The organism is Morganella sp. B601, assembly GCF_051172335.1.
GTDB classification, from domain to species: domain Bacteria; phylum Pseudomonadota; class Gammaproteobacteria; order Enterobacterales; family Enterobacteriaceae; genus Morganella; species Morganella morganii.
This window is the reverse complement of the sequence record NZ_JBPIZE010000001.1, coordinates 551,254-570,739: the sequence shown is the minus strand read 5'-3', so window position 1 is coordinate 570,739 and position 19,486 is coordinate 551,254. Positions and strand designations below refer to the sequence as shown.

Sequence of the window (19,486 nt, the reverse complement as noted above, 5' to 3'; positions counted from 1 at the left end):
ACTCCGCACGCACCGCATCACACAAAGGGTCAATAATATTCTCTTGCAATGTCTGTTATCTCTTTTACCATACATTGCACAGCTCTCCGGACAGGTAAAACATCATGAACACAGAAACAAATACATTACTCCCGCAACTGAGTGATTCTCTCCCTCTGACACGCATTTCCCTCAGCGATCTGGCGCTGGTGACCATCACCGGCCCGGACAGTCAGAAGTATCTTCAGGGACAGGTCACCGCTGATATAGACGCTATGGCTGATGATCAGCATGTGCTGTGTGCCCATTGTGATGCCAAAGGGAAGATGTGGAGTGATCTGCGTCTGTTTCATTATAAAGACGGTTACGCCTACCTTATCCGCCGCAGTGCGCTCGATACCCAGCTCGCGGAACTGAAAAAATACGCGGTATTTTCCAAAGTGACGATTGCCGCTGATGATAGTGCTGTCCTGACCGGGATCGCCGGTCACGGTGCGGCAGAAGCCTTACAGGCGCATTTCAGCACAGTTCCGGATGCGGACACTCAGGTTGTCAGCAGCAATGACACCACACTGCTGTACCTGCCGCTGCCGCAGGGGCGTTTTATTCTGATCCAGAGCGCTGAGCAGGCCGCTGCCTTATCTGATGCCCTGTCTCTGCCGGATGCGTCTGACACTCAGTGGACGGCACTGGATATTGAAGCCGGTTACGCCGTGATTGATGCGGCAACCGTCAGTGAATTTCTGCCGCAGGCAACAAATCTGCAATCCCTTCCCCGGGGTATCTGCTTTAAGAAAGGCTGTTATACCGGCCAGGAAATGGTGGCCCGTGCCAAATTCCGCGGTGCCAACAAACGCGCGATGTTCACGCTTATCGGCCACAGCCGCCATGTGCCGGTCGCCGGTGATGATGCCGAGCGTCAGCTGGGTGAAAACTGGCGCCGCACCGGTACCATCCTCGCGGCTGTCCGCCTGAGCGATGAGCGCGTTCTGGTGCAGATTGTGATGAATAATGATACGGAGGAAGATGCTGTCTTCCGTATCCGTGAAGACGAAGAAAGCCGCCTGAGCCTTTTCCCGCTGCCGTACTCCTTTACTGAAGAAGCCTGATTTCCCGTCATCCCCGGGCGCAGAGATACCCTGTCTCTGCGCCCGGAGGTATTCTGTATAAATCCGTATTGAGGTTGTTATGTCATCAGCTGTTCCCGCACAGGAAGTCATTCCTTTTTCTCAGTTAATCACCTTTGTTATGGAGCTGGATAAGCTCAAAAGTGTTTACCGCAAAACCCGCCTGCTGAACAATGAACGTCAGGAAAACTCCGCTGAACACAGCTGGCATTTTGCCATGACAGCAATGGCTTTTGCGCCGTATGTTGAGGATGCGGATATGCTGCGGATCCTGAAAATGGCACTGCTGCATGATGTGGTGGAAATTGACGCCGGGGACGTGCTGGTCTTTGATCTGGCCGCCCGTGAAGCCATTGCGGAAAAAGAAGTGGCTGCCGCAAAACGGATTTTCGGCCTGCTGCCGCAGCCGCAGGCGGATGAGTTTCTGGCACTGTGGAATGAGTATGACGCCGCAGAGACCCGCGAAGCCCGTATCGCCAATATGGTCGACCGCGTGATGCCGGTGCTGATGAATCTGCACAACAACGGTCAGAGCTGGGTGGAAAATAACATCTCACTGGAACAGGTGATTGACCGCACGAAATTTATCGCGGATGTGCATCCGGCATTCTGGGCGTGGTTACGCGCCGAACTGGATACCGCGAAGCAGAAAGGCTGGCTGCGCTGATAAAAAAGGCCGGTTGTGTTACCACAACCGGCCTTTTCTTTATCGTTTACCGTTTACTCGTAATCACTCATCGGTGCACAGGAGCACTGAAGGTGACGGTCACCGTAAACATCATCCAGCCGTTTAACTGTCGGCCAGTATTTATTGTCACGGGTGGACTGAGTCGGGAATACCGCCACTTCACGGCTGTACGGGTGTGACCACTCCGCTGCCAGTTCAGTCTGGATATGCGGGGCATTCACCAGCGGGTTATCTTCCGCTGTCCACTCGCCGCTGCCGACCCGCTCCATTTCCGCACGGATACCCAGCATCGCATCAATAAAGCGATCCAGCTCCGTCTGGCTTTCGGACTCTGTCGGCTCAACCATCAGTGTGCCGCCGACCGGGAAAGACATAGTCGGTGCATGGAAACCGTAGTCAATCAGACGCTTGGCAATATCCATCTCCGTAATACCAAACTTCGCTTTCAGCGGACGGATATCCAGAATACATTCATGCGCCACATAGCCGTTACGGCCGGTATAAAGCACATCGTAAGCGGATTTCAGCCGTGCTGCGATATAGTTGGCATTAAGGATCGCGACCTGACTGGCCTGACGCAGCCCCTGCGCACCCATCATGCGGATATACATCCAGCTGATCGGCAGAATGGAGGCACTGCCGAACGGTGCGGCGGATACCGCGCCCTGAGAGGTCAGCAGCTCAGAGGTAACGATGGTGTGTCCCGGCACAAACGGTGCGAGGTGTTTTTTCACACCAATCGGCCCCATGCCCGGTCCGCCGCCGCCGTGCGGAATACTGAAGGTCTTGTGCAGGTTAAGGTGAGAAACATCCGCGCCGATAAAGCCCGGCGTGGTCACACCGACCTGTGCATTCATGTTCGCGCCGTCCAGATACACCTGGCCGCCGAATTCATGAATGATATCACAGACTTCACGCACACCCTCTTCATACACCCCGTGGGTGGACGGATAGGTGATCATCACACAGGACAGATTTTCACTGTGCTGTTCTGCTTTCGCCCGTAAATCCGCCAGATCAATGTTACCGTCTTCATCACAGGCCACCACCACGACTTCCATCCCCGCCATATTGGCTGAGGCCGGGTTAGTGCCGTGAGCAGACTGCGGGATCAGACAGATAGTGCGGTGCCCTTCGCCTTTACTTTCCTGATAGCGGCGGATAGTCACCAGCCCGGCATATTCACCTTGTGCGCCGGAGTTCGGCTGCATACACATGGCGTCATAACCGGTCAGCAGCACCAGCCAGCGGGAGAGCTGTTCTATCATCACATGATAGCCCTGAGCCTGCTCCGGCGGGCAGAACGGATGCATATTACCGAATTCCGGCCAGGTGATCGGGATCATCTCCGCTGCCGCATTCAGTTTCATGGTGCAGGAGCCGAGCGGGATCATCGCCTGATCCAGCGCCAGGTCTTTGCGGGCCAGGCTGTGCAGATAGCGCATCATATCCGTTTCGCTGTGATAGCTGCGGAAGTTCGGATGCTTCAGAATCTCCCCTTCGCGGCGCAGCGCGGCAGGAATGGATTCAGAAGAAGCGGCAACCTGTGCATCGAGTGCATCGATATCCCACTGTGCTTCCTGTCCGGTCAGTACCGCGTACAGATTTTCCAGGCATTCACGCTGCGTGGTTTCGCTCAGGGTGACCGCAACGGCACCCGGCAGATCGGTACGCAGGTTGATACGCGCTGCTTTGGCCCGGGCCAGAACGGCCTGTTTGTCCTGCACTTCAATCGTCAGGGTATCAAACCAGGTGGTGTTACGCAGACGCAGACCCGCATCTGTCAGCGCTTTCGCCAGAATATCGGTCAGGCGGTGAATGCGGCCGGCAATCCGTTTCAGACCTTCCGGCCCGTGGTAGACCGCATACATCCCGGCGATATTTGCCAGCAGAACCTGAGAAGTACAGATGTTGGAGTTCGCTTTTTCACGGCGGATATGCTGTTCGCGGGTTTGCAGCGCCAGACGCAGAGCACGGTTACCGGCGGCATCAATGGATACCCCGATAAGGCGGCCCGGCATCGCACGTTTGTAAGCATCACGGCAGGCAAAGAAGGCAGCATGCGGGCCGCCGTAGCCCATCGGCACACCAAAACGCTGGGCAGAACCGAAGACGATATCCGCGCCCTGTTTACCCGGTGCTTCCAGCAAGACCAGCGCCATAATATCGGCTGCCACACTGGTGATCACCTGACGCTGATGTAACTGTGCCAGTAAGTCACGGTAATCATGGATCTGCCCGCCGGTGCCGGTCTGCTGCAACAGCACACCAAACACATCATCGTAATCAAGGGCTTTTTCCGCACTGTCGATTATCAGTTCAAAACCGAAATATTCAGCGCGGGTGCGGATCACATCCAGGGTTTGCGGATGCACGTCATCCGCAATGAAAAAGCGGTTAGCATTTTTCTTTTTGCTGACGCGTTTTGCCATCGCCATCGCTTCCGCCGCTGCGGTCGCTTCATCCAGCAGTGAGGCAGATGCCAGCTCCAGACCGGTCAGGTCGATAGTCACCTGCTGGAAATTCAGCAGTGCTTCCAGGCGGCCCTGGGAGATTTCCGGCTGATACGGCGTGTACGCGGTATACCAGCCCGGATTTTCCAGCAGATTGCGTAAAATTACCGGCGGCAGAATGGTCGGTGTATAGCCCTGGCCGATGTAAGAGGTAAATTGCTGATTCAGCCCGGCAATGGTTTTCAGTTCTGCCAGCGCATCCTGTTCGGTTGCCCCTTCGCCCACGGCAGGCGGGATATCCAGCTGAATATCATCCGGGACAATATGGCGGGTGAGCTCTTCAAGTGATGCCGCACCGACCGTTTTCAGCATATGCTGCTGTTGCTCAGGGGACGCGCCGATATGACGGCGGACAAATTCACCCCGGTTTTCAAGCTGCGTTAAAGTTTGAGTCATTGTTCTCCGGTTCCTGACATTGTCTGATTCAATAAAAACCCGAAAAAAAACCCTGTTTGCTTACAAACAGGGTTCCGCAATCCGTCAGTCTTCTTCTTCAGCCTGCAGTTCTGCATATTTGGCTGCATCCATCAGACCGGCAAACTCATCCGGATCCGTGATTTTAATGCGGATCATCCAGCCGCCTTCATACGGCTCGCTGTTTACCAGTTCCGGGCTGTCTTCCAGTGCTTCGTTCACGGCGATAACGGTGCCGGTCACCGGCGCATACAGGTCAGATGCCGCTTTTACCGACTCAACAGTACCGAATGCCTCACCAAACGTGATTTCATCACCCACTTCCGGTAATTCCACAAAAACCACATCGCCCAGCAGTTCCTGCGCGTAGTCAGTGATCCCTGCCACATACTCATCACCACTCTCATGGCGAACCCACTCGTGATCTTCTGTATATTTCAGATTCTCAGGTATATTACTCATCGCCAACGGCTCCTGTTATCGGGTTTCTCAAAATTTAACAATAAAATACGGATGTTCAGACCAGTGCTTTGCCGTTACGGACAACCCCCGGTTTCACGACCTCAACAGGCACTTCACGGTTACGCACCTGTACAATAGCAGTATTGCCGATCCCCTGCGGGACGCGGGCCAGCGCGATACTGAATCCCAGTGACGGGGAGAAGGTTCCGCTGGTGATAACGCCGGTCTGTAATTTGCCGAGCTCATCAGTAAAGCGGACTTCCATTCCGGCCCGCAGTACGCCTTTTTCGCGCATCACCAGACCGACCTGTTTTTCAGTGCCGTCGCGGCGGAATTTTTCCAGTGCCTCACGGCCGATAAATTTCCGGTCTTCCGGCTGCCAGGCAATAGTCCAGCCCATATTCGCCGCCAGCGGATTGACGGTTTCGTCCATCTCCTGGCTGTAAAGATTCATGCCAGCTTCGAGGCGTAAGGTATCCCGCGCCCCTAACCCGGCAGGTTTCACTCCGGCGGCCAGCAGTTTTTTCCACAGGTCAGCGGCCTGCTCTGCGGGCAGCGCGATTTCATAACCTTCCTCGCCGGTGTACCCGGTGGTGGCAATGAAATAATCACCGCTCTGCACGCCGTAAAACGGTTTCATCCCGGCAACGGCGGCTTTTTGTTCCGCACTCAGCAATGTCGCGACTTTTTCTTTGGCATGCGGCCCCTGAACAGCAATCATCGCCAAATCATCACGGACTGTCATCTCAGCCGCAAAGTTTTTGCGATGTTCGTCAATCCACGCCAGATCTTTTTCACGGGTGGCGGAGTTCACCACCAGCCGGTAAAAGTCATCCGCAAAATAATAAACGATAAGATCGTCGATCACACCGCCGGACGCATTGAGCATCCCGGTATACAGTGCTTTACCTTTTTCGGTGAGTTTTGCCACATCATTGGCGAGAAGATAACGGAGGAACTGCTGACATTCCGGACCATGAAAGTCCACGATTGTCATATGGGAAACATCGAACATACCGGCGTCATTGCGGACATTGTGGTGCTCTTCGATCTGGGAGCCGTAGTGCAGCGGCATCATCCAGCCGTGAAAATCCACCATTTTTGCCCCGCAGGCAACGTGCTCACCGGACAGTGGTGTGTGTTGTGCCATTCTATCCCCTTTCAGTCAGACATAGTGCGCAGCGTGTACCGCGCAAACGATACCCTTTTCCTGACGTTATCACCGAATCACAAACGTAACCATAAGAAAAAATTGTGACCGTGTACGCGGACGGAAAAATACGAGCCGTCAGTATGCAGATTTTTCATCTGCCATTCTGAGCCCTGAGGCGCAAAAAAGCATTAACAGGTGATAGTTTTGAATTAAGCGGCGGGAATGCACTAAAACACCGGCCGGATCGACCGGTTAATTTTTAGTGCATTATGAATAAAACTAATGTAAAAAAAGCCCTTAAATTAGATTTTTTCAGCTGATGCCGGCTTCGGTTCACGCAGCCAGTCCGGCATATCACTCAGTCCGCGGGCATGGCGCAGCAGCACCGGTTTTACGCCCGGCAGTGTGTCTGCCAGCACCAGACCGACACCACGGACCAGTTTTTTCACCGGATTGCTGCCGTCGAACAGTTCACGGAAACCCTGCATCCCGGCCAGCATCATTGCGGCACTCTGCTTGCGGCGGCGCTCAAAACGACGCAGCCAGAAATAGTTGCCGATATCTTTGCCTTCAGCAGTCAGACGGCGGATTTCGCCAATCAGCTCCGCCACATCCATAAAACCAAGGTTAACCCCCTGTCCGGCCAGCGGATGAATGGTGTGAGCCGCATCGCCCAGCAGCGCCAGACGCGGCGCAGCGAACTGACGGGCATAGCGGCCGGTCAGCGGGATCGCCCGCCGCTCACTGACCACTTCACACAGCCCGAGGCGCAGATCAAACGCCGCTGCCAGTTTATGGTTAAACGCAGCCTCATCCAGATCCAGACAGTGCTGTGCTGTCAGTCCGGGCAGAGACCAGACAATCGAGCAGTGATGTGCGTCCGGCAGCGGCAGAAATGCCAGAATGCCGTCGCCGTGGAAAACCTGACGCGCCACATTCTCATGCGGCAGTTCTGTGCGGATAGTGGCGACCAGCGCGTGGTGTTCATAATCCCAAAACGAAACCGGGATATCCGCATGCTGACGCAGCCAGGAATTTGCCCCGTCTGCCCCCGCCACCAGGCGGGTCGTGAGCATGTCGTCATTTTCCAGGGTGATAAAGGCATCGTTTTCGCCCCACACCACCTGACGGATTTGCGTACCGGTGAGCAGCGTCACATCAGACAGTATCTGCACCCGCTCCCAGAGCGCGTTGCGGATCACATCGTTCTCAATGATATGGCCGAGGTGTTCACAATGAGCTTCCGCCGCGCTGAACGCGATACGACCAAAGCTGTCGTTATCCCACACTTCCATGCCCTGATACGGTGCCGCGCGTTTTGCCAGAATATCCTGCCAGACACCCAACCGCCCCAGCAAACGCTCACTGGCACTGTTGATGGCGGAGACCCGGACAGCAAACGGCGCCTGCGGATCAAAACGGGTATCCGGAGCCTGCTTTTCAATCACGGCAATGCGCAGCCCGCAGCCATGCAGACCACAGGCCAGTGCCAGCCCGACCATGCCGCCACCGGCAATTACCACATCATATGACTGCATTGTTTATCCTCTTTCCGTGGCGGTGTTAAGCGGCTGTGCGACCCAGCCGAGAGTCTGTTTTGCCAGCCGGTTGCGCAGAAACGGCAGCATTTCCATTGCCATCAGACCGGCATTCCGTCCGGCGGCCAGCGGGAAGCAACTGTTGGAGAAAAGGCGCACCAGGCTGTCGGTCAGGGTCATTGTCGCCTGCCGGTCAGCCTCACGGGCGGCCTGATACTGCATCAGCACACGATACTGACCAATATCTTCCTGTGATAAAAACGCCTGACTGATAACCTCCGCTAATGCCATCACATCACGCATTCCCAGGTTAAAACCCTGACCGGCGATCGGATGGAGTGTCTGCGAGGCGTTACCCACCAGCGCCAGGCGGTGGGAAATCTGAGAGTGCGCGGCACTCAGGGTCAGCGGATAACAGTGACGGGCACCGGCAGTGACAATTTTGCCCAGCTGCCAGCCGAAGGCTTTCTGCAATTCGCGGCAGAAAGTCTCATCATCCCATTCACGCACGGCTTCCGCATGCTCTGCACTGTGACACCAGACCAGCGAGCTGCGCCCTTCTGTCATCGGCAGCATGGCCAGCGGCCCCTGCGGGGTGAAACGCTCAAACGCCCGCCCCTGCGGATCCAGTTCTGTCATCACATTGGCGATCACCGCCACCTGCTCATACGGGGTGTCACTCCACTGCATACCGCATTGTTGCGCGACCGCAGAGTGACTGCCGTCCGCCGCAATCAGAGCCTGGCCGTTCAGTGTTTTGCCGCTCTCCAGCTGAACACTGACTGAATCCATCGTGCGGGTAATGCTTTTTACACTGTCCGGACAATACAGAGTAACATTTTCGGCTTTTGCCAGTTCGGCAAACAGGGTTTGCCCGGCATCATACAGCTCAATCACCTGTCCGAGCGCATCAATATCATAATCACCGGCGGTAATATTCACACAGCCGGTATGCCCCTGATCAGACACATGCACCCGGGTAATCGGCGCCGCATGCGCTTTCAGGGCGGACCACAGCCCGATTTTCTCCAGCCGCTGACAGGTACCGTACGCCAGGGCAATCGCCCGCGCATCAAACCCCGGATGATGGTCATCCGGTAATCTGGCTTCCGCCAGTGCAACGGGAAGCCTGCCGTGACTGAGGCGGGAAAGTGCCAGCGCCAGTGTTGCGCCGGTCATTCCGCCCCCGGTGATTATCACACTCATTAATTATTCAGCCTGTTTTGCCTGCGCCATCAGCGCTTCAATTTCATCTGCGGTTTTGACCACTGACGCGGTCAGGTTTTCGTTGCCGTCCGCCGTGATGACAATATCGTCCTCAATACGGACACCAATGCCGCGATATGCCTCCGGCACATCCGCATCCGGCGCAATATACAGCCCCGGTTCGATGGTCAGTACCATACCCGGCTCCAGGATGCGGTCACGTTCTGTGCCGTAATGGCCGACATCATGCACATCCAGTCCTAACCAGTGGCTGAGACTATGCATGAAAAATGCACGGTATGCTTTGGTCTCGATCAAATGCGGCACATCCCCGGTCAGTAAGCCGAGTTTTACCAGCCCTTCCGTCATGATTTCCACCACGCGATCTGTCACTTCTGCAATAGAAGTCCCCGGGCGGTAGAGTTCAAGGGAGACATCCAGGGTTTCCAGCACCAGATCATAGATTTCACGCTGCTCTTTGCTGAATTTGCCGTTCACCGGGAAGGTACGGGTAATATCCCCGGCATAACCCTCAATTTCACATCCGGCATCGATCAGCACCAAATCGCCGTCTTTCATCCGGCATTCGTTTTCGGTGTAGTGCAGAATGCAGCCGTTCTCACCGCTGCCGACAATCGTGTTATAGGACGGGAAACGCGCGCCGTTACTGACAAACTCGTGTTCAATCTCGCCCTGTAACTGATATTCGTACATACCCGGACGGCATTTTTCCATCGCACGGGTGTGTGCCAGTGCACTGACTTTCCCGGCACGGCGCATGATGTCCAGCTCCGCCGGGGATTTAAACAGACGCATTTCATGGACAATCGGCCGCCAGTCAATAATCGTGCCCGGCGCGGAAAGGTTACGGCGGCTGCCGCGGCGCAGTGTATCGAGAGCATTAAAGACAATGGTATCGGCATACGCCATTTCGCCCTGAGCGAAATAGAGGGTGTCAAGACCGTTAAGCAACTGGCAGAGCTGCTCGTTGATTTCATCAAACGGCAGTGCGCGGTCAACACCCAGTTTTTCCGGCGCAGCATCCTGGCCGAGACGGCGGCCGAACCAGATTTCCGCCGTCAGATCACGAACCCGGTTAAACAACACACTGTGGTTATGAGTTTCATCACTTTTAATCAGTACCAGTACGGCTTCCGGCTCACTGAAACCGGTCAGGTAGAGAAAATCACTGTGCTGGCGGTAGGGATACTCACTGTCCGCATTGCGCTGCGCCGGAGGTGCCGCAAAGAAAACCGCCGCGCTGGCCGGTGCCATTTTTTCCAGCAATGCCTGACGGCGTGAGATAAATTCTTGTTTATTCATACCCTCTTTCCTTGTACTGTGTGATGATTCAGGAATCTGATGGTTCAGTGTGCCGCAGATTATCTGCTGCGGACAGATTCAGATATATCAGTGTAATGTCGGTTTCTGTTCCGGCGCATCAGCCTTTTGTGCGCTGCGCGGCTTCGCCAGCGAGATATAGCACAGCTGTACCGCAACTCGGACATACTCGATCACCTCTTCCAGCGCGTCATCCAGCTCTTCGGCATCTTCTGCCTCATCATAGCCCAGCATGCCGATTTCCCGCAGATCAGTAACAATTTCTTTTACTTCCTTGCGATCACTGAATTTCGGATCCGCCACACCCAGACCTAATAAGAAGTGATTGACCCAGCCGGCCAGCTCATCAGCCCGGGCAAACACCCCCGCTTCATCATCCGGCAGCAGTAAATTAAACTGACATTCGGTATCATCAAGCAGTTCAAATGTGGTATTAAAGAGAGCACGCAGCGGCTGTGCCAGAACCTGCGAAAACGCCATGCCTTCGTTGGTCAGGTCGTGGATCAGTGCCAGCCAGCTGTCATCTGTGTTACCGCCGCAGAGCAGACCCGTGATCAGGCCGTGCATCTCTGACGCGGTCATGGCGACGGCCTGCTGACGCAAAAGTTCATCAAGTGTTTTAAAATCGGGCAGTGTTTTATCCGGGGTCATTATTTTGCTCACCAGTCGGGTTTCAGTTCATGATATGCTACCATCAAGAGGCGCCGCTGTACCAGATAAGGGCTGCGGCCTGCTGCTATAACGTACACAATTCACGTCACACAGGATAATATCCTGTTGCAGAACCAAAGGAAGATTTCATGTCTGCACAACCCGTTGATATCCAGATATTCGGGCGTTCCATGCGCGTTAATTGTCCACCGGAACAAAGAGAAGCTCTGCTCGCTTCTGCTGCGGAGCTTGAACAACGGTTACAGGACCTGAAAGAACGCAGCCGGGTGTCCAACACAGAACAGCTCGTTTTTATCGTCGCGTTAAACATCTGTCACGAACTGGCACAAGAAAAATTGAAAACGCGCGATTATGCCTATAACATGGAACAGAAGATAAAACTGTTACAGCAGACTATCGAGCAGGCGCTGCATGACCAAACCCGAATCACTGAGCGCCAGGTAACACCTATTGAATAAAATTGTTTAGAAATCAGTCACTAGACAAAAAAAATTTAGAAATTAGGTTGCAATATCTGCCCGATTTCATACAATGAGTTTAAGAACAACGTTACACGAAGTTCACAAAATTCTCTGAGATGTTTGTCTGCGGGTCAGTCCCCTGAGCCGATATTGATACAGACAGAATGTGGTGATTTGTCACCGGTGAGCATACCTGATTCGTTCAGGCAGCCTAATGGAAGCAACACCGCGTTCACCTTGAACCAAGGGTTCAAGGGTTACAGCCTGCGACGGCATCTTGGAGACCTCTCTCTTCTTTATCTCCTGATATTTCGCTGATTTCACTATGACTCATGACCCGTTGTTACAAGCGCGGCATCATCTGCGTCAGTTAATCCGCAATAAGCGCCGTGCGCTGACACCTCAGCAGCAAAACACTGCCGCACAAGACCTTGTTCAGCAAATCATTTATCACCCTGATATACACCGCGCCAATAATATTGCCCTGTTTCTCTCTTTTGATGGTGAGATTGATACCCGTCCGCTGACAGAGTGGCTGTGGTCACAGGGAAAACAGGTATTTTTACCCGTTCTTCACCCGTTCAGCCGCCATCATCTGTTATTTCTCGCTTATCGCCCTGATACACCGCTGATTAAAAACAAGTTTTCAATTTCAGAACCGGCGTTGGATGTCACACAGGTATTACCGCCGCAGGAACTGGATATTATGTTTATTCCGCTGGTCGCGTTTGATGAAAAAGGAGAGCGTCTCGGGATGGGCGGCGGTTTTTATGACCGCACACTGGCGGGCTGGCAGAAGAAAGGGTTTTACCCGGTAGGGCTGGCACATGATTGTCAGCAGGTTGATGAACTTCCTGCCGCACAGTGGGATGTCCCGCTGCCGGAAGTGATCACGCCATCACGTCGCTGGTTGTGGCCGGAACATAAATAAATCAGTATAAACAATCAGATAAATAAATAATTCATCTACTGCTGACAGCGACAGCGGTTAACGGGCAAATGAAACGAAAAGCATGCGCGTCATGGATGACGCGCCTGAGCGCACATGGATGTGTTTACCGCGACTTTTCGTTTTTGCCCGTTATCCGCAGAGCAATCACCGCTCTCAGAACAACAGACGCGCCCTTACCGTTCCCGGCAGCGCTTTCAGCTGCAGCAGAACGTCGTCAGCTTCATCTTTGTTATTCGCCACAATGTCGATAACCACATAACCCAGATCACCCGCCGTCCGCAGATACTGCGCCGCGATATTAATACCGCGATCAGTAAAGACCTGGTTGATGCTGGTCAGCAGTCCCGGGCGGTTTTCGTGGATATGCAGCAGACGGTTGGCATTCTGGCCATGCACCGGCAGTGACACTTCCGGGAAGTTGACCGCAGAGAGCGTCGAGCCGTTATCAGAATATTTCGCCAGCTTACCGCCGACCTCAAACCCGATATTTTCCTGAGCTTCCTGAGTGGAGCCGCCGATATGCGGAGTGAGAATGACATTATCAAACCCAATCAGCTCAGAAATAAACGGATCCGCCGGGTCATTGTTGGCTGCCGGTTCAGACGGGAACACATCCACTGCCGCGCCGGACAGGTGTTTTGATGCCAGCGCCTGACTCAGAGCCGGGATATCCACTACTGTGCCGCGTGAGGCGTTAATAAAAATCGCCCCCGGTTTCATCAGCTCAAACTCATGTTTACCAATCATATTTTTGGTGGATTCCGTTTCCGGCACATGCAGGCTGACCACATCACTCATATTCAGCAGCTCAGACAGATGGCGCACCTGAGTGGCATTACCGAGCGGCAGTTTGTTTTCGATATCGTAAAAATAGACATCCATACCGATGGATTCTGCCAGGATCCCCAATTGCGTCCCGATATGACCGTAACCGATAATCCCCAGCTTTTTACCGCGTGCCTCGTAGCAGCCTTTCGCCTGTTTATCCCAGATACCGCGATGCGCTTTGGCATTCGCCTCCGGAATACGGCGCAGCAGCAGTAATAACTGGCCCAGCACCATCTCAGCCACGGAACGGGTGTTTGAGAATGGCGCGTTAAAGACCGGAATACCGCGTTTTGCCGCTGCATCAAGATCAACCTGGTTAGTCCCGATACAGAAACAACCGACGGCGACCAGTTTTTCCGCACAGGCAAAAATCTCTTCCGTCAGTTGGGTACGGGATCGGATACCGATAAAGCGTGCATCACGGATCGCTTCTTTTAATTCTTCCGTGGATAATGCGCCTTTATGATATTCAATATTTGAATAACCCGCTGCTTTCAGACTGTCTACCGCACTTTGGTGTACGCCTTCCAATAGCAGAAATTTAATTTTATCTTTTTCCAGTGATACTTTTACCATGACCCTGCCTTTTGTTAAGTTCCCGAAATGTCCTGTCCTCACATCAAAATAACAAAAAATAACGTCTCCGCAATACACGCTCCTGTACAAGTCACAGAACAAGTCACAGGGAAAAGGCAGGTTTACAGGAGAAAATGAAAAAATGCCGCTGAGAGCTGATATTTTGGCCATATCAAAGACAAAATTGTGATATATATCACCGAAATTTATGATTTTAAAAAAATAAAAAAAGGAACCGTTTCCGGTTCCTTATGCAGCATCTGAATATGACAGATATCGTACTGATTTATTTAATGGTTTTTACGCCATCCTGAGTACCCATCAGCACCACGTCGGCACCACGGTTGGCAAATAAACCGACAGTCACCACTCCGGCGATACCGTTGATTTTATTTTCCAGCTCAACCGGATTCAGGATTTCCAGGTTGTAGACATCCAGAATCACGTTGCCGTTATCTGTTACCACATTCTGACGGTATTCCGGCTGACCGCCGAGTTTGACCAGTTCACGCGCCACATAAGAACGCGCCATCGGGATCACCTCCACCGGAAGCGGGAATTTACCCAGAATATCAACACGCTTGCTTTCATCCACGATACAAATGAATTTCTTCGCGATAGCCGCCACGATTTTCTCGCGGGTCAATGCTGCGCCACCGCCTTTGATCATATTCATATGGTGGTCAATTTCATCCGCGCCGTCGACATACACGTCCAGGCTGTCCACATCATTGCAGTCCAGCACAGGAATGCCGTAGCTTTTCAGTTTTTCGGTTGAGACCACAGAGCTGGATACCGCGCCGTCAATCTGGCCTTTCATGGTTGCCAGTGCATCAATAAAGTGAGATGCGGTGGAACCGGTGCCCACACCGACAATGGTGCCCGGCTTCACGAATTCTAATGCCGCCCAGCCAACCGCTTTTTTTAATTCATCCTGAGTCATGTTATTGCCTTTTTGTCGTCATCCTATGCCACCGGCATAGTCCGCGATAATTATAGCAATTATTTCTCCCCCGGAATGCGAATTGTGGCATATTGTGAATGACTTATAAAAAAGAGGAGAAAACCGCCATGAGACGACCGGATTATCGTGCCCTGCAGGCGCTGGACGCTGTTATCCGTGAACGTGGTTTTGAGCGGGCTGCACAGAAACTCTGTATTACCCAGTCTGCCGTTTCGCAGCGTATCAAACAGCTGGAAAATCTGTTCGGACAGCCGCTGCTGGTACGTACCGTGCCGCCGCGTCCGACTGAAGAAGGCCAGAAGCTGCTCGGCCTGCTGCATCAGGTGGAATTACTCGAAGCTGAATGGCTGGGGGATGATGCCGGGAATATTGAGCCGCCGCTGATCTCACTGGCGGTCAACGCCGACAGCCTCGCGACCTGGCTGCTCCCGGCACTGCGTCTTGTTCTGGCGGATCTCTCTATCCGTCTGAATATTCAGGTGGAAGATGAATCGCGGACACATGAACGCCTGCGGCGCGGGGAAGTGGTCGGTGCGGTCAGTATTCAGCCGCGTCCGCTGCCCGGTTGTCTGGCGGATCAGCTTGGCGCGCTGGATTACCTCTTTGTCGCCTCACCGGAATTTGCCGCCCGTTATTTTCCTGACGGTGTCAGCCGCAGTGCCCTGCTGAAAGCCCCGGCTGTGGCGTTTGATTATCTCGATGATATGCACATGGCCTTTTTGCAGACCAATTTTGACCTCGCCCCCGGCAGTGTGCCGAGCCACGTACTCAATTCCTCGGAAGCCTTTGTGCAGCTGGCAAAACAGAGTTCAGCCTGTTGTATGATCCCGCATTTGCAGATTGCGGATGAACTGGAGCGGGGAGAGTTGCTGGATCTGACACCGGGGCTGTTTCAGCGCCGGATGCTGTACTGGCACCGGTTTGCACCGGAAAGTGCCACCATGCGCCGGGTGACTGACGCCCTGCTGAAACACGGGCGTCAGACCTTACGGCAGGAGCAGCCTGAAACGGCTTAACGTTTCAGTTCAAACACGACATCCACCTGGTCGCGGAAATCGATAGTCTGCTGTTCATAGGTTTCATCCGCAGAGACTGCTGCCGGTGCGCCGGCGGCCAGCATCATTTTATTACGCGCCATTACCGGAACCGGCTGTGGTGCATTGTAACCGATGCTGTAAACGGCCCCCAGCTCAGTACCAAAGCCTTTTGCCACCGATTTAGCTTGTGAAATCGCATCAGAAATCGCTTTCTGGCGTACTTCTTCGCGGTATTTCTCCGGATTATTCACCCCGAACTCAACGGCACTGATATCATTCAGGCCGCTTTTCAGCGCACCGTCGAGCAGTGTGTTCAGTTTGTTCAGGTCATGCACTTTCACCGTCACAGAACGGGATGCGTTATAACCACGGATAACGGACTCTTCTTTCTCTTTGTCATAGACATAGTCCGGGCTGGTGCTGATATTGGCCGCATTAATGTCTTTCTTTTCAATTCCCTGTGCTTTCAGGAAATCAAAATATTGCGCCACACGTTTATCTGCCTGTGCTTTGGCGGCTGACGCATCTTTTTCCTTTACTGTCACATTGATGGACAGTGTCGCCATATCAGGCTCAGCCCGGATCACGGCGCTGCCGGAGGTTGAAATATGCGGGCCTGCCGGCGTTTCCGCTGCCTGAGCAGCTGCCGCGTAACCACCCAGGGCAACCATAGCGGCAAGAGCAAGAGATTTCAGTTTCACATATCCTCCTTCTGTTTTAAACCGGTCACATAACAGAATGTTATGCCGTAATTAGTAACACTACCACACTCTGACGAAACAATATTTCGGATTAATAAGAAATATTCAATCCTTTTAAAGCTAATTGTACCGCGATATACCACATCACCGAACCGACAAACAGATTGATAATCCGCTGTGATACCGGTTTTTGCAGCACCGGGGAGAACCAGGCTGCCAGCAGCGCCAGGCCGAAGAACCACAATATTGATGCACAGACCGCACCGGCTGTGAACCAGATCCGCATATCGGAACCGAGCTGTCCGCCGATGCTGCCCAGCACCACAAAGGTATCCAGATAAACATGCGGATTCAGCCAGGTGACGGCCACCAGCGTCATAATCACCCGCCAGCGGCTGCGGACCACCTGCTCCTGCATGGTCAGCGCGGTATCAGCGGTAAAGACCGCCCGCAGTGCCCCCCAGCCGTACCACAGCAAAAACGCCACGCCGCCCCAGGTAACCAGTGCCATCAGCCACACTGACTGGCTCAGCAGCGCACTGCCGCCGAAGACCCCGGCCGTGATCAGTAAAACATCACTCAGTGTGCATAAAAATGCACTCATCAGATGATACTGTTTACGGCTTCCCTGCTGTAATACAAATACGTTTTGCGGCCCGAGCGGCAGTATCATTGCCGCGCCGAGTAATAACCCCTGAAAATAAGTCGATAACATGCAAAAAATCCCGATAATTATTCAATCCACGCCGGATGGAATGAATATTACCGGGATTTCAGTATTAGTGAAATTAATACAATTAATGGACCATTACTGCGGCTAATAACATACGGAGAAATATGGTCAGATCCACTCCCAGACCAGACGCACCGGCGTGCCGAGACATTCACTCACACGATGGATAATTTCGTCACGCCCGTTATCCATGCAGACAATAAAACTGTTGTTATAACGGACTGTCAGCCCGTAACACGCGAAACCACCGGTTTCATCGTAATCCATCTCCGGAATAACGACCGGCGCCCCGCAGCAGGGGGTATTGCGTGGTGTCAGCGCCGCAGAAATTCGCGCCTGTCCGGTGACCGCAAAAATCGCATTCATCTGAGCGCCCCACCAGACGCCGGAAACCGGCTTACGGCAGACAGGACACAGCGGATAACGAAAATTTTCACTGCCGGACCAGAACATAACATCCGGATCCGCCTTATGCATAATATCGTCAGCCGCCATCCACTCGCTCAGATACTGCTCCGCAGCCTGTTGCTGCTCCGCATCCGGGATATAACTCAGTGTCTCAGGAATAAAATGAAGTAAATGCTCGCTCATCATAATCTCTCACAGTACGGCAAAAAAAAGCGGCACCCGAAAGGGGACCGCTGATAATATACACCTGTTATGCCTGTGTTTGCTGACTATTCTGATGCATATGCACATCAAGCTGCGGGAACGGAATGCCGATATTATGCTTATCGAGTGCGCGCTTGAAGTTTTCCAGCAGATCCCAGTATACATCCATGAAATCGCCGTTTTTTGTCCAGTAGCGGACAACGAAATTCAGAGAAGATGGCGCCATTTCATTGAGACGCACCACGATACCTTTTTCTTTCTGCACTCGAGGGTCATCGGCGACAATCTCTGTCAGAATTTCTTTGACCTGATCAATATCCGCGTTGTACGCCACACCGACAATAATGTCACGGCGGCGATCCGGTTCACGGGTCACGTTAATAATATCGCCAGCAATTACTTTGCCGTTCGGGATCACAATGATTTTGTCATCCGCGCTGCGCAGTGTGGTGGAAAAAATCTGCACATTCTGAACCGTCCCTTCTGACGCACCGATAACCACATATTCTCCGGCACGGATAGGACGGAAAACCACCAGCAATACGCCAGCCGCGAGGTTAGAGAGTGAGCCCTGCAATGCCAGACCAACGGCCAGACCTGCCGCACCGAGCACCGCGATTACGGACGCAGTCTGCACGCCGAGACGTCCCAGCACTGCAATCAGTGTGAAGGCAATAACCGCATAGCGAACCATCGCGGACAGAAAATCAGAGACTGTCACATCCACACCGCGCATTGCCAGCAGGCGGGAGACCGCTTTAGCGGCCATTTTTGCCACAAACAGACCAATAATCAGGGTCAGTACGGCAGCCACAATATTCACCGCATAATCCAGCAGTAATGCCTGATTATTTGCCAGCCAGCCGGTTGCCTGATTCAGGCTGTCCGTCAGGATTTGTTCATTCATTCATCCACCTCATAAGTTACCGGAAATAAAGAAAAACAATATTGTTGCGATAACCGGCCGATTATCGCCTCAGGTAAAGAACCACTGGTTTATATTACCGTAACAAATGAAAATTTCAGAATAAAAATTCTCAGCCCTGTCCGCCGGTCACAATAAATTTACGATAATTTTCCAGTAAAATCATAAAGTCAGCTGTGCCGCAGAACGCAATACTTTCATTATCGTAATAACTCATACCTTCATCCGGCTCATCAGTTTCAAAGGTAATCTGATTCGCGTTAATCATGATTTCCTCATCATCCATCAGCAAAGTGTATTCATGCCCCACTCGCTGCCACTGCTGTTCCCGCCCTTTAATACTGTCAAATGCCACGGTTATCTCATCAATCACCGAGAGATCCCCTTTCACTTCTTCATTCAGCCAGTGACCGATCGCTTCGTGATCCATTGACAGCTTAACTATCACGTTCCCGTCGATCCCGAGGGAAAATTCATAATCCATCGCTGTACACCTCTTGTTAACACTTTACCGCTGTCACGTATGCAACACCTGCTCTTATTTTAGCGGGTTATCCCGTTTCCAGGTACATTGATACCGTAATTAACCGGATAACAGGTATAA

The 19,486-nt window shown here is 53.0% G+C and carries 19 protein-coding genes and 1 other RNA gene; 6 read left to right on the top strand and 14 right to left on the bottom strand.

What is annotated here, in order from left to right; genetic code table 11:
* Positions 1-104: 104 nt before the first annotated feature.
* Positions 105-1,088, top strand: a complete 984-nt coding sequence (gene ygfZ, locus ACSBQN_RS02540) for a tRNA-modifying protein YgfZ (protein ID WP_024474878.1) — start codon at positions 105-107, stop codon at positions 1,086-1,088.
* Between the two features lie 79 nt (positions 1,089-1,167).
* Complete coding sequence (locus ACSBQN_RS02535; RefSeq protein ID WP_024474877.1) at positions 1,168-1,773, top strand: HD domain-containing protein; 606 nt, start codon at positions 1,168-1,170, stop codon at positions 1,771-1,773.
* A 53-nt stretch (positions 1,774-1,826) separates the two neighbouring features.
* Here ACSBQN_RS02535 and gcvP read toward each other — a convergent pair whose 3' ends face one another.
* The 7 genes from gcvP to ACSBQN_RS02500 form a co-directional block, all read right to left on the bottom strand.
* Positions 1,827-4,703 carry an aminomethyl-transferring glycine dehydrogenase gene (gcvP, locus tag ACSBQN_RS02530; RefSeq protein WP_024474876.1) on the bottom strand — a complete coding sequence of 959 codons (2,877 nt, stop codon included), beginning with the start codon at positions 4,701-4,703 and terminating at the stop codon, positions 1,827-1,829.
* Positions 4,704-4,787: 84 nt separating this feature from the next.
* On the bottom strand, positions 4,788-5,183 hold the full coding sequence (gene gcvH / locus ACSBQN_RS02525; protein WP_004238339.1) for a glycine cleavage system protein GcvH: 396 nt from the start codon (positions 5,181-5,183) through the stop codon (positions 4,788-4,790).
* A gap of 55 nt (positions 5,184-5,238) precedes the next feature.
* A complete protein-coding gene (gene gcvT, locus ACSBQN_RS02520; protein ID WP_434991542.1) occupies positions 5,239-6,333 on the bottom strand; it encodes a glycine cleavage system aminomethyltransferase GcvT in 1,095 nt (364 codons plus the stop codon).
* Positions 6,334-6,638: 305 nt separating this feature from the next.
* On the bottom strand, positions 6,639-7,874 hold the full coding sequence (ubiI, locus tag ACSBQN_RS02515) for an FAD-dependent 2-octaprenylphenol hydroxylase (protein ID WP_152695477.1): 1,236 nt from the start codon (positions 7,872-7,874) through the stop codon (positions 6,639-6,641).
* A 3-nt stretch (positions 7,875-7,877) separates the two neighbouring features.
* Entirely contained in the window at positions 7,878-9,080 is a 1,203-nt protein-coding gene (gene ubiH, locus ACSBQN_RS02510; RefSeq protein ID WP_024474873.1) for a 2-octaprenyl-6-methoxyphenyl hydroxylase, read from the bottom strand.
* Between the two features lie 3 nt (positions 9,081-9,083).
* A complete protein-coding gene (pepP, locus tag ACSBQN_RS02505) occupies positions 9,084-10,403 on the bottom strand; it encodes a Xaa-Pro aminopeptidase (protein ID WP_024474872.1) in 1,320 nt (439 codons plus the stop codon).
* Between the two features lie 87 nt (positions 10,404-10,490).
* Positions 10,491-11,072 (bottom strand): YecA family protein, encoded by a 582-nt coding sequence (locus ACSBQN_RS02500; RefSeq protein ID WP_004238345.1) that lies wholly within the window; start codon positions 11,070-11,072, stop codon positions 10,491-10,493.
* A gap of 149 nt (positions 11,073-11,221) precedes the next feature.
* Here ACSBQN_RS02500 and zapA point away from each other — a divergent pair, with 149 nt between their 5' ends.
* The 3 genes from zapA to ACSBQN_RS02485 all read left to right on the top strand — a co-directional run bounded on the left by zapA (position 11,222) and on the right by ACSBQN_RS02485 (position 12,485).
* A complete protein-coding gene (gene zapA / locus ACSBQN_RS02495; protein WP_004238346.1) occupies positions 11,222-11,551 on the top strand; it encodes a cell division protein ZapA in 330 nt (109 codons plus the stop codon).
* Between the two features lie 108 nt (positions 11,552-11,659).
* Positions 11,660-11,842: non-coding RNA, 6S RNA (gene ssrS / locus ACSBQN_RS02490), on the top strand.
* A 37-nt stretch (positions 11,843-11,879) separates the two neighbouring features.
* On the top strand, positions 11,880-12,485 hold the full coding sequence (locus ACSBQN_RS02485; RefSeq protein ID WP_024474870.1) for a 5-formyltetrahydrofolate cyclo-ligase: 606 nt from the start codon (positions 11,880-11,882) through the stop codon (positions 12,483-12,485).
* A 174-nt stretch (positions 12,486-12,659) separates the two neighbouring features.
* Here the strand turns inward: ACSBQN_RS02485 and serA are convergent, their stop codons facing one another.
* Both serA and rpiA read right to left on the bottom strand, forming a co-directional pair.
* Positions 12,660-13,910, bottom strand: coding sequence for a phosphoglycerate dehydrogenase (serA, locus tag ACSBQN_RS02480; protein WP_004238348.1), 1,251 nt, complete (start codon positions 13,908-13,910; stop codon positions 12,660-12,662).
* A 286-nt stretch (positions 13,911-14,196) separates the two neighbouring features.
* Complete coding sequence (gene rpiA / locus ACSBQN_RS02475; RefSeq protein ID WP_004238350.1) at positions 14,197-14,853, bottom strand: ribose-5-phosphate isomerase RpiA; 657 nt, start codon at positions 14,851-14,853, stop codon at positions 14,197-14,199.
* 128 nt (positions 14,854-14,981) lie between these two features.
* Here rpiA and ACSBQN_RS02470 point away from each other — a divergent pair, with 128 nt between their 5' ends.
* On the top strand, positions 14,982-15,890 hold the full coding sequence (locus tag ACSBQN_RS02470) for a LysR family transcriptional regulator ArgP (RefSeq protein ID WP_337137068.1): 909 nt from the start codon (positions 14,982-14,984) through the stop codon (positions 15,888-15,890).
* Here ACSBQN_RS02470 and ACSBQN_RS02465 read toward each other — a convergent pair.
* The 5 genes from ACSBQN_RS02465 to ACSBQN_RS02445 all read right to left on the bottom strand — a co-directional run bounded on the left by ACSBQN_RS02465 (position 15,887) and on the right by ACSBQN_RS02445 (position 19,366).
* A complete protein-coding gene (locus ACSBQN_RS02465; RefSeq protein ID WP_152713727.1) occupies positions 15,887-16,612 on the bottom strand; it encodes an oxidative stress defense protein in 726 nt (241 codons plus the stop codon). The genes ACSBQN_RS02470 and ACSBQN_RS02465 overlap by 4 nt on opposite strands.
* Positions 16,613-16,703: 91 nt before the next feature.
* Complete coding sequence (gene argO / locus ACSBQN_RS02460) at positions 16,704-17,327, bottom strand: arginine exporter ArgO (RefSeq protein ID WP_214178425.1); 624 nt, start codon at positions 17,325-17,327, stop codon at positions 16,704-16,706.
* A gap of 126 nt (positions 17,328-17,453) precedes the next feature.
* Complete coding sequence (locus ACSBQN_RS02455) at positions 17,454-17,939, bottom strand: hypothetical protein (protein ID WP_024474867.1); 486 nt, start codon at positions 17,937-17,939, stop codon at positions 17,454-17,456.
* Between the two features lie 64 nt (positions 17,940-18,003).
* Positions 18,004-18,864, bottom strand: a complete 861-nt coding sequence (mscS, locus tag ACSBQN_RS02450; RefSeq protein WP_024474866.1) for a small-conductance mechanosensitive channel MscS — start codon at positions 18,862-18,864, stop codon at positions 18,004-18,006.
* Between the two features lie 130 nt (positions 18,865-18,994).
* Positions 18,995-19,366, bottom strand: a complete 372-nt coding sequence (locus ACSBQN_RS02445; protein ID WP_004238358.1) for a YacL family protein — start codon at positions 19,364-19,366, stop codon at positions 18,995-18,997.
* Positions 19,367-19,486 lie beyond the last annotated feature (120 nt).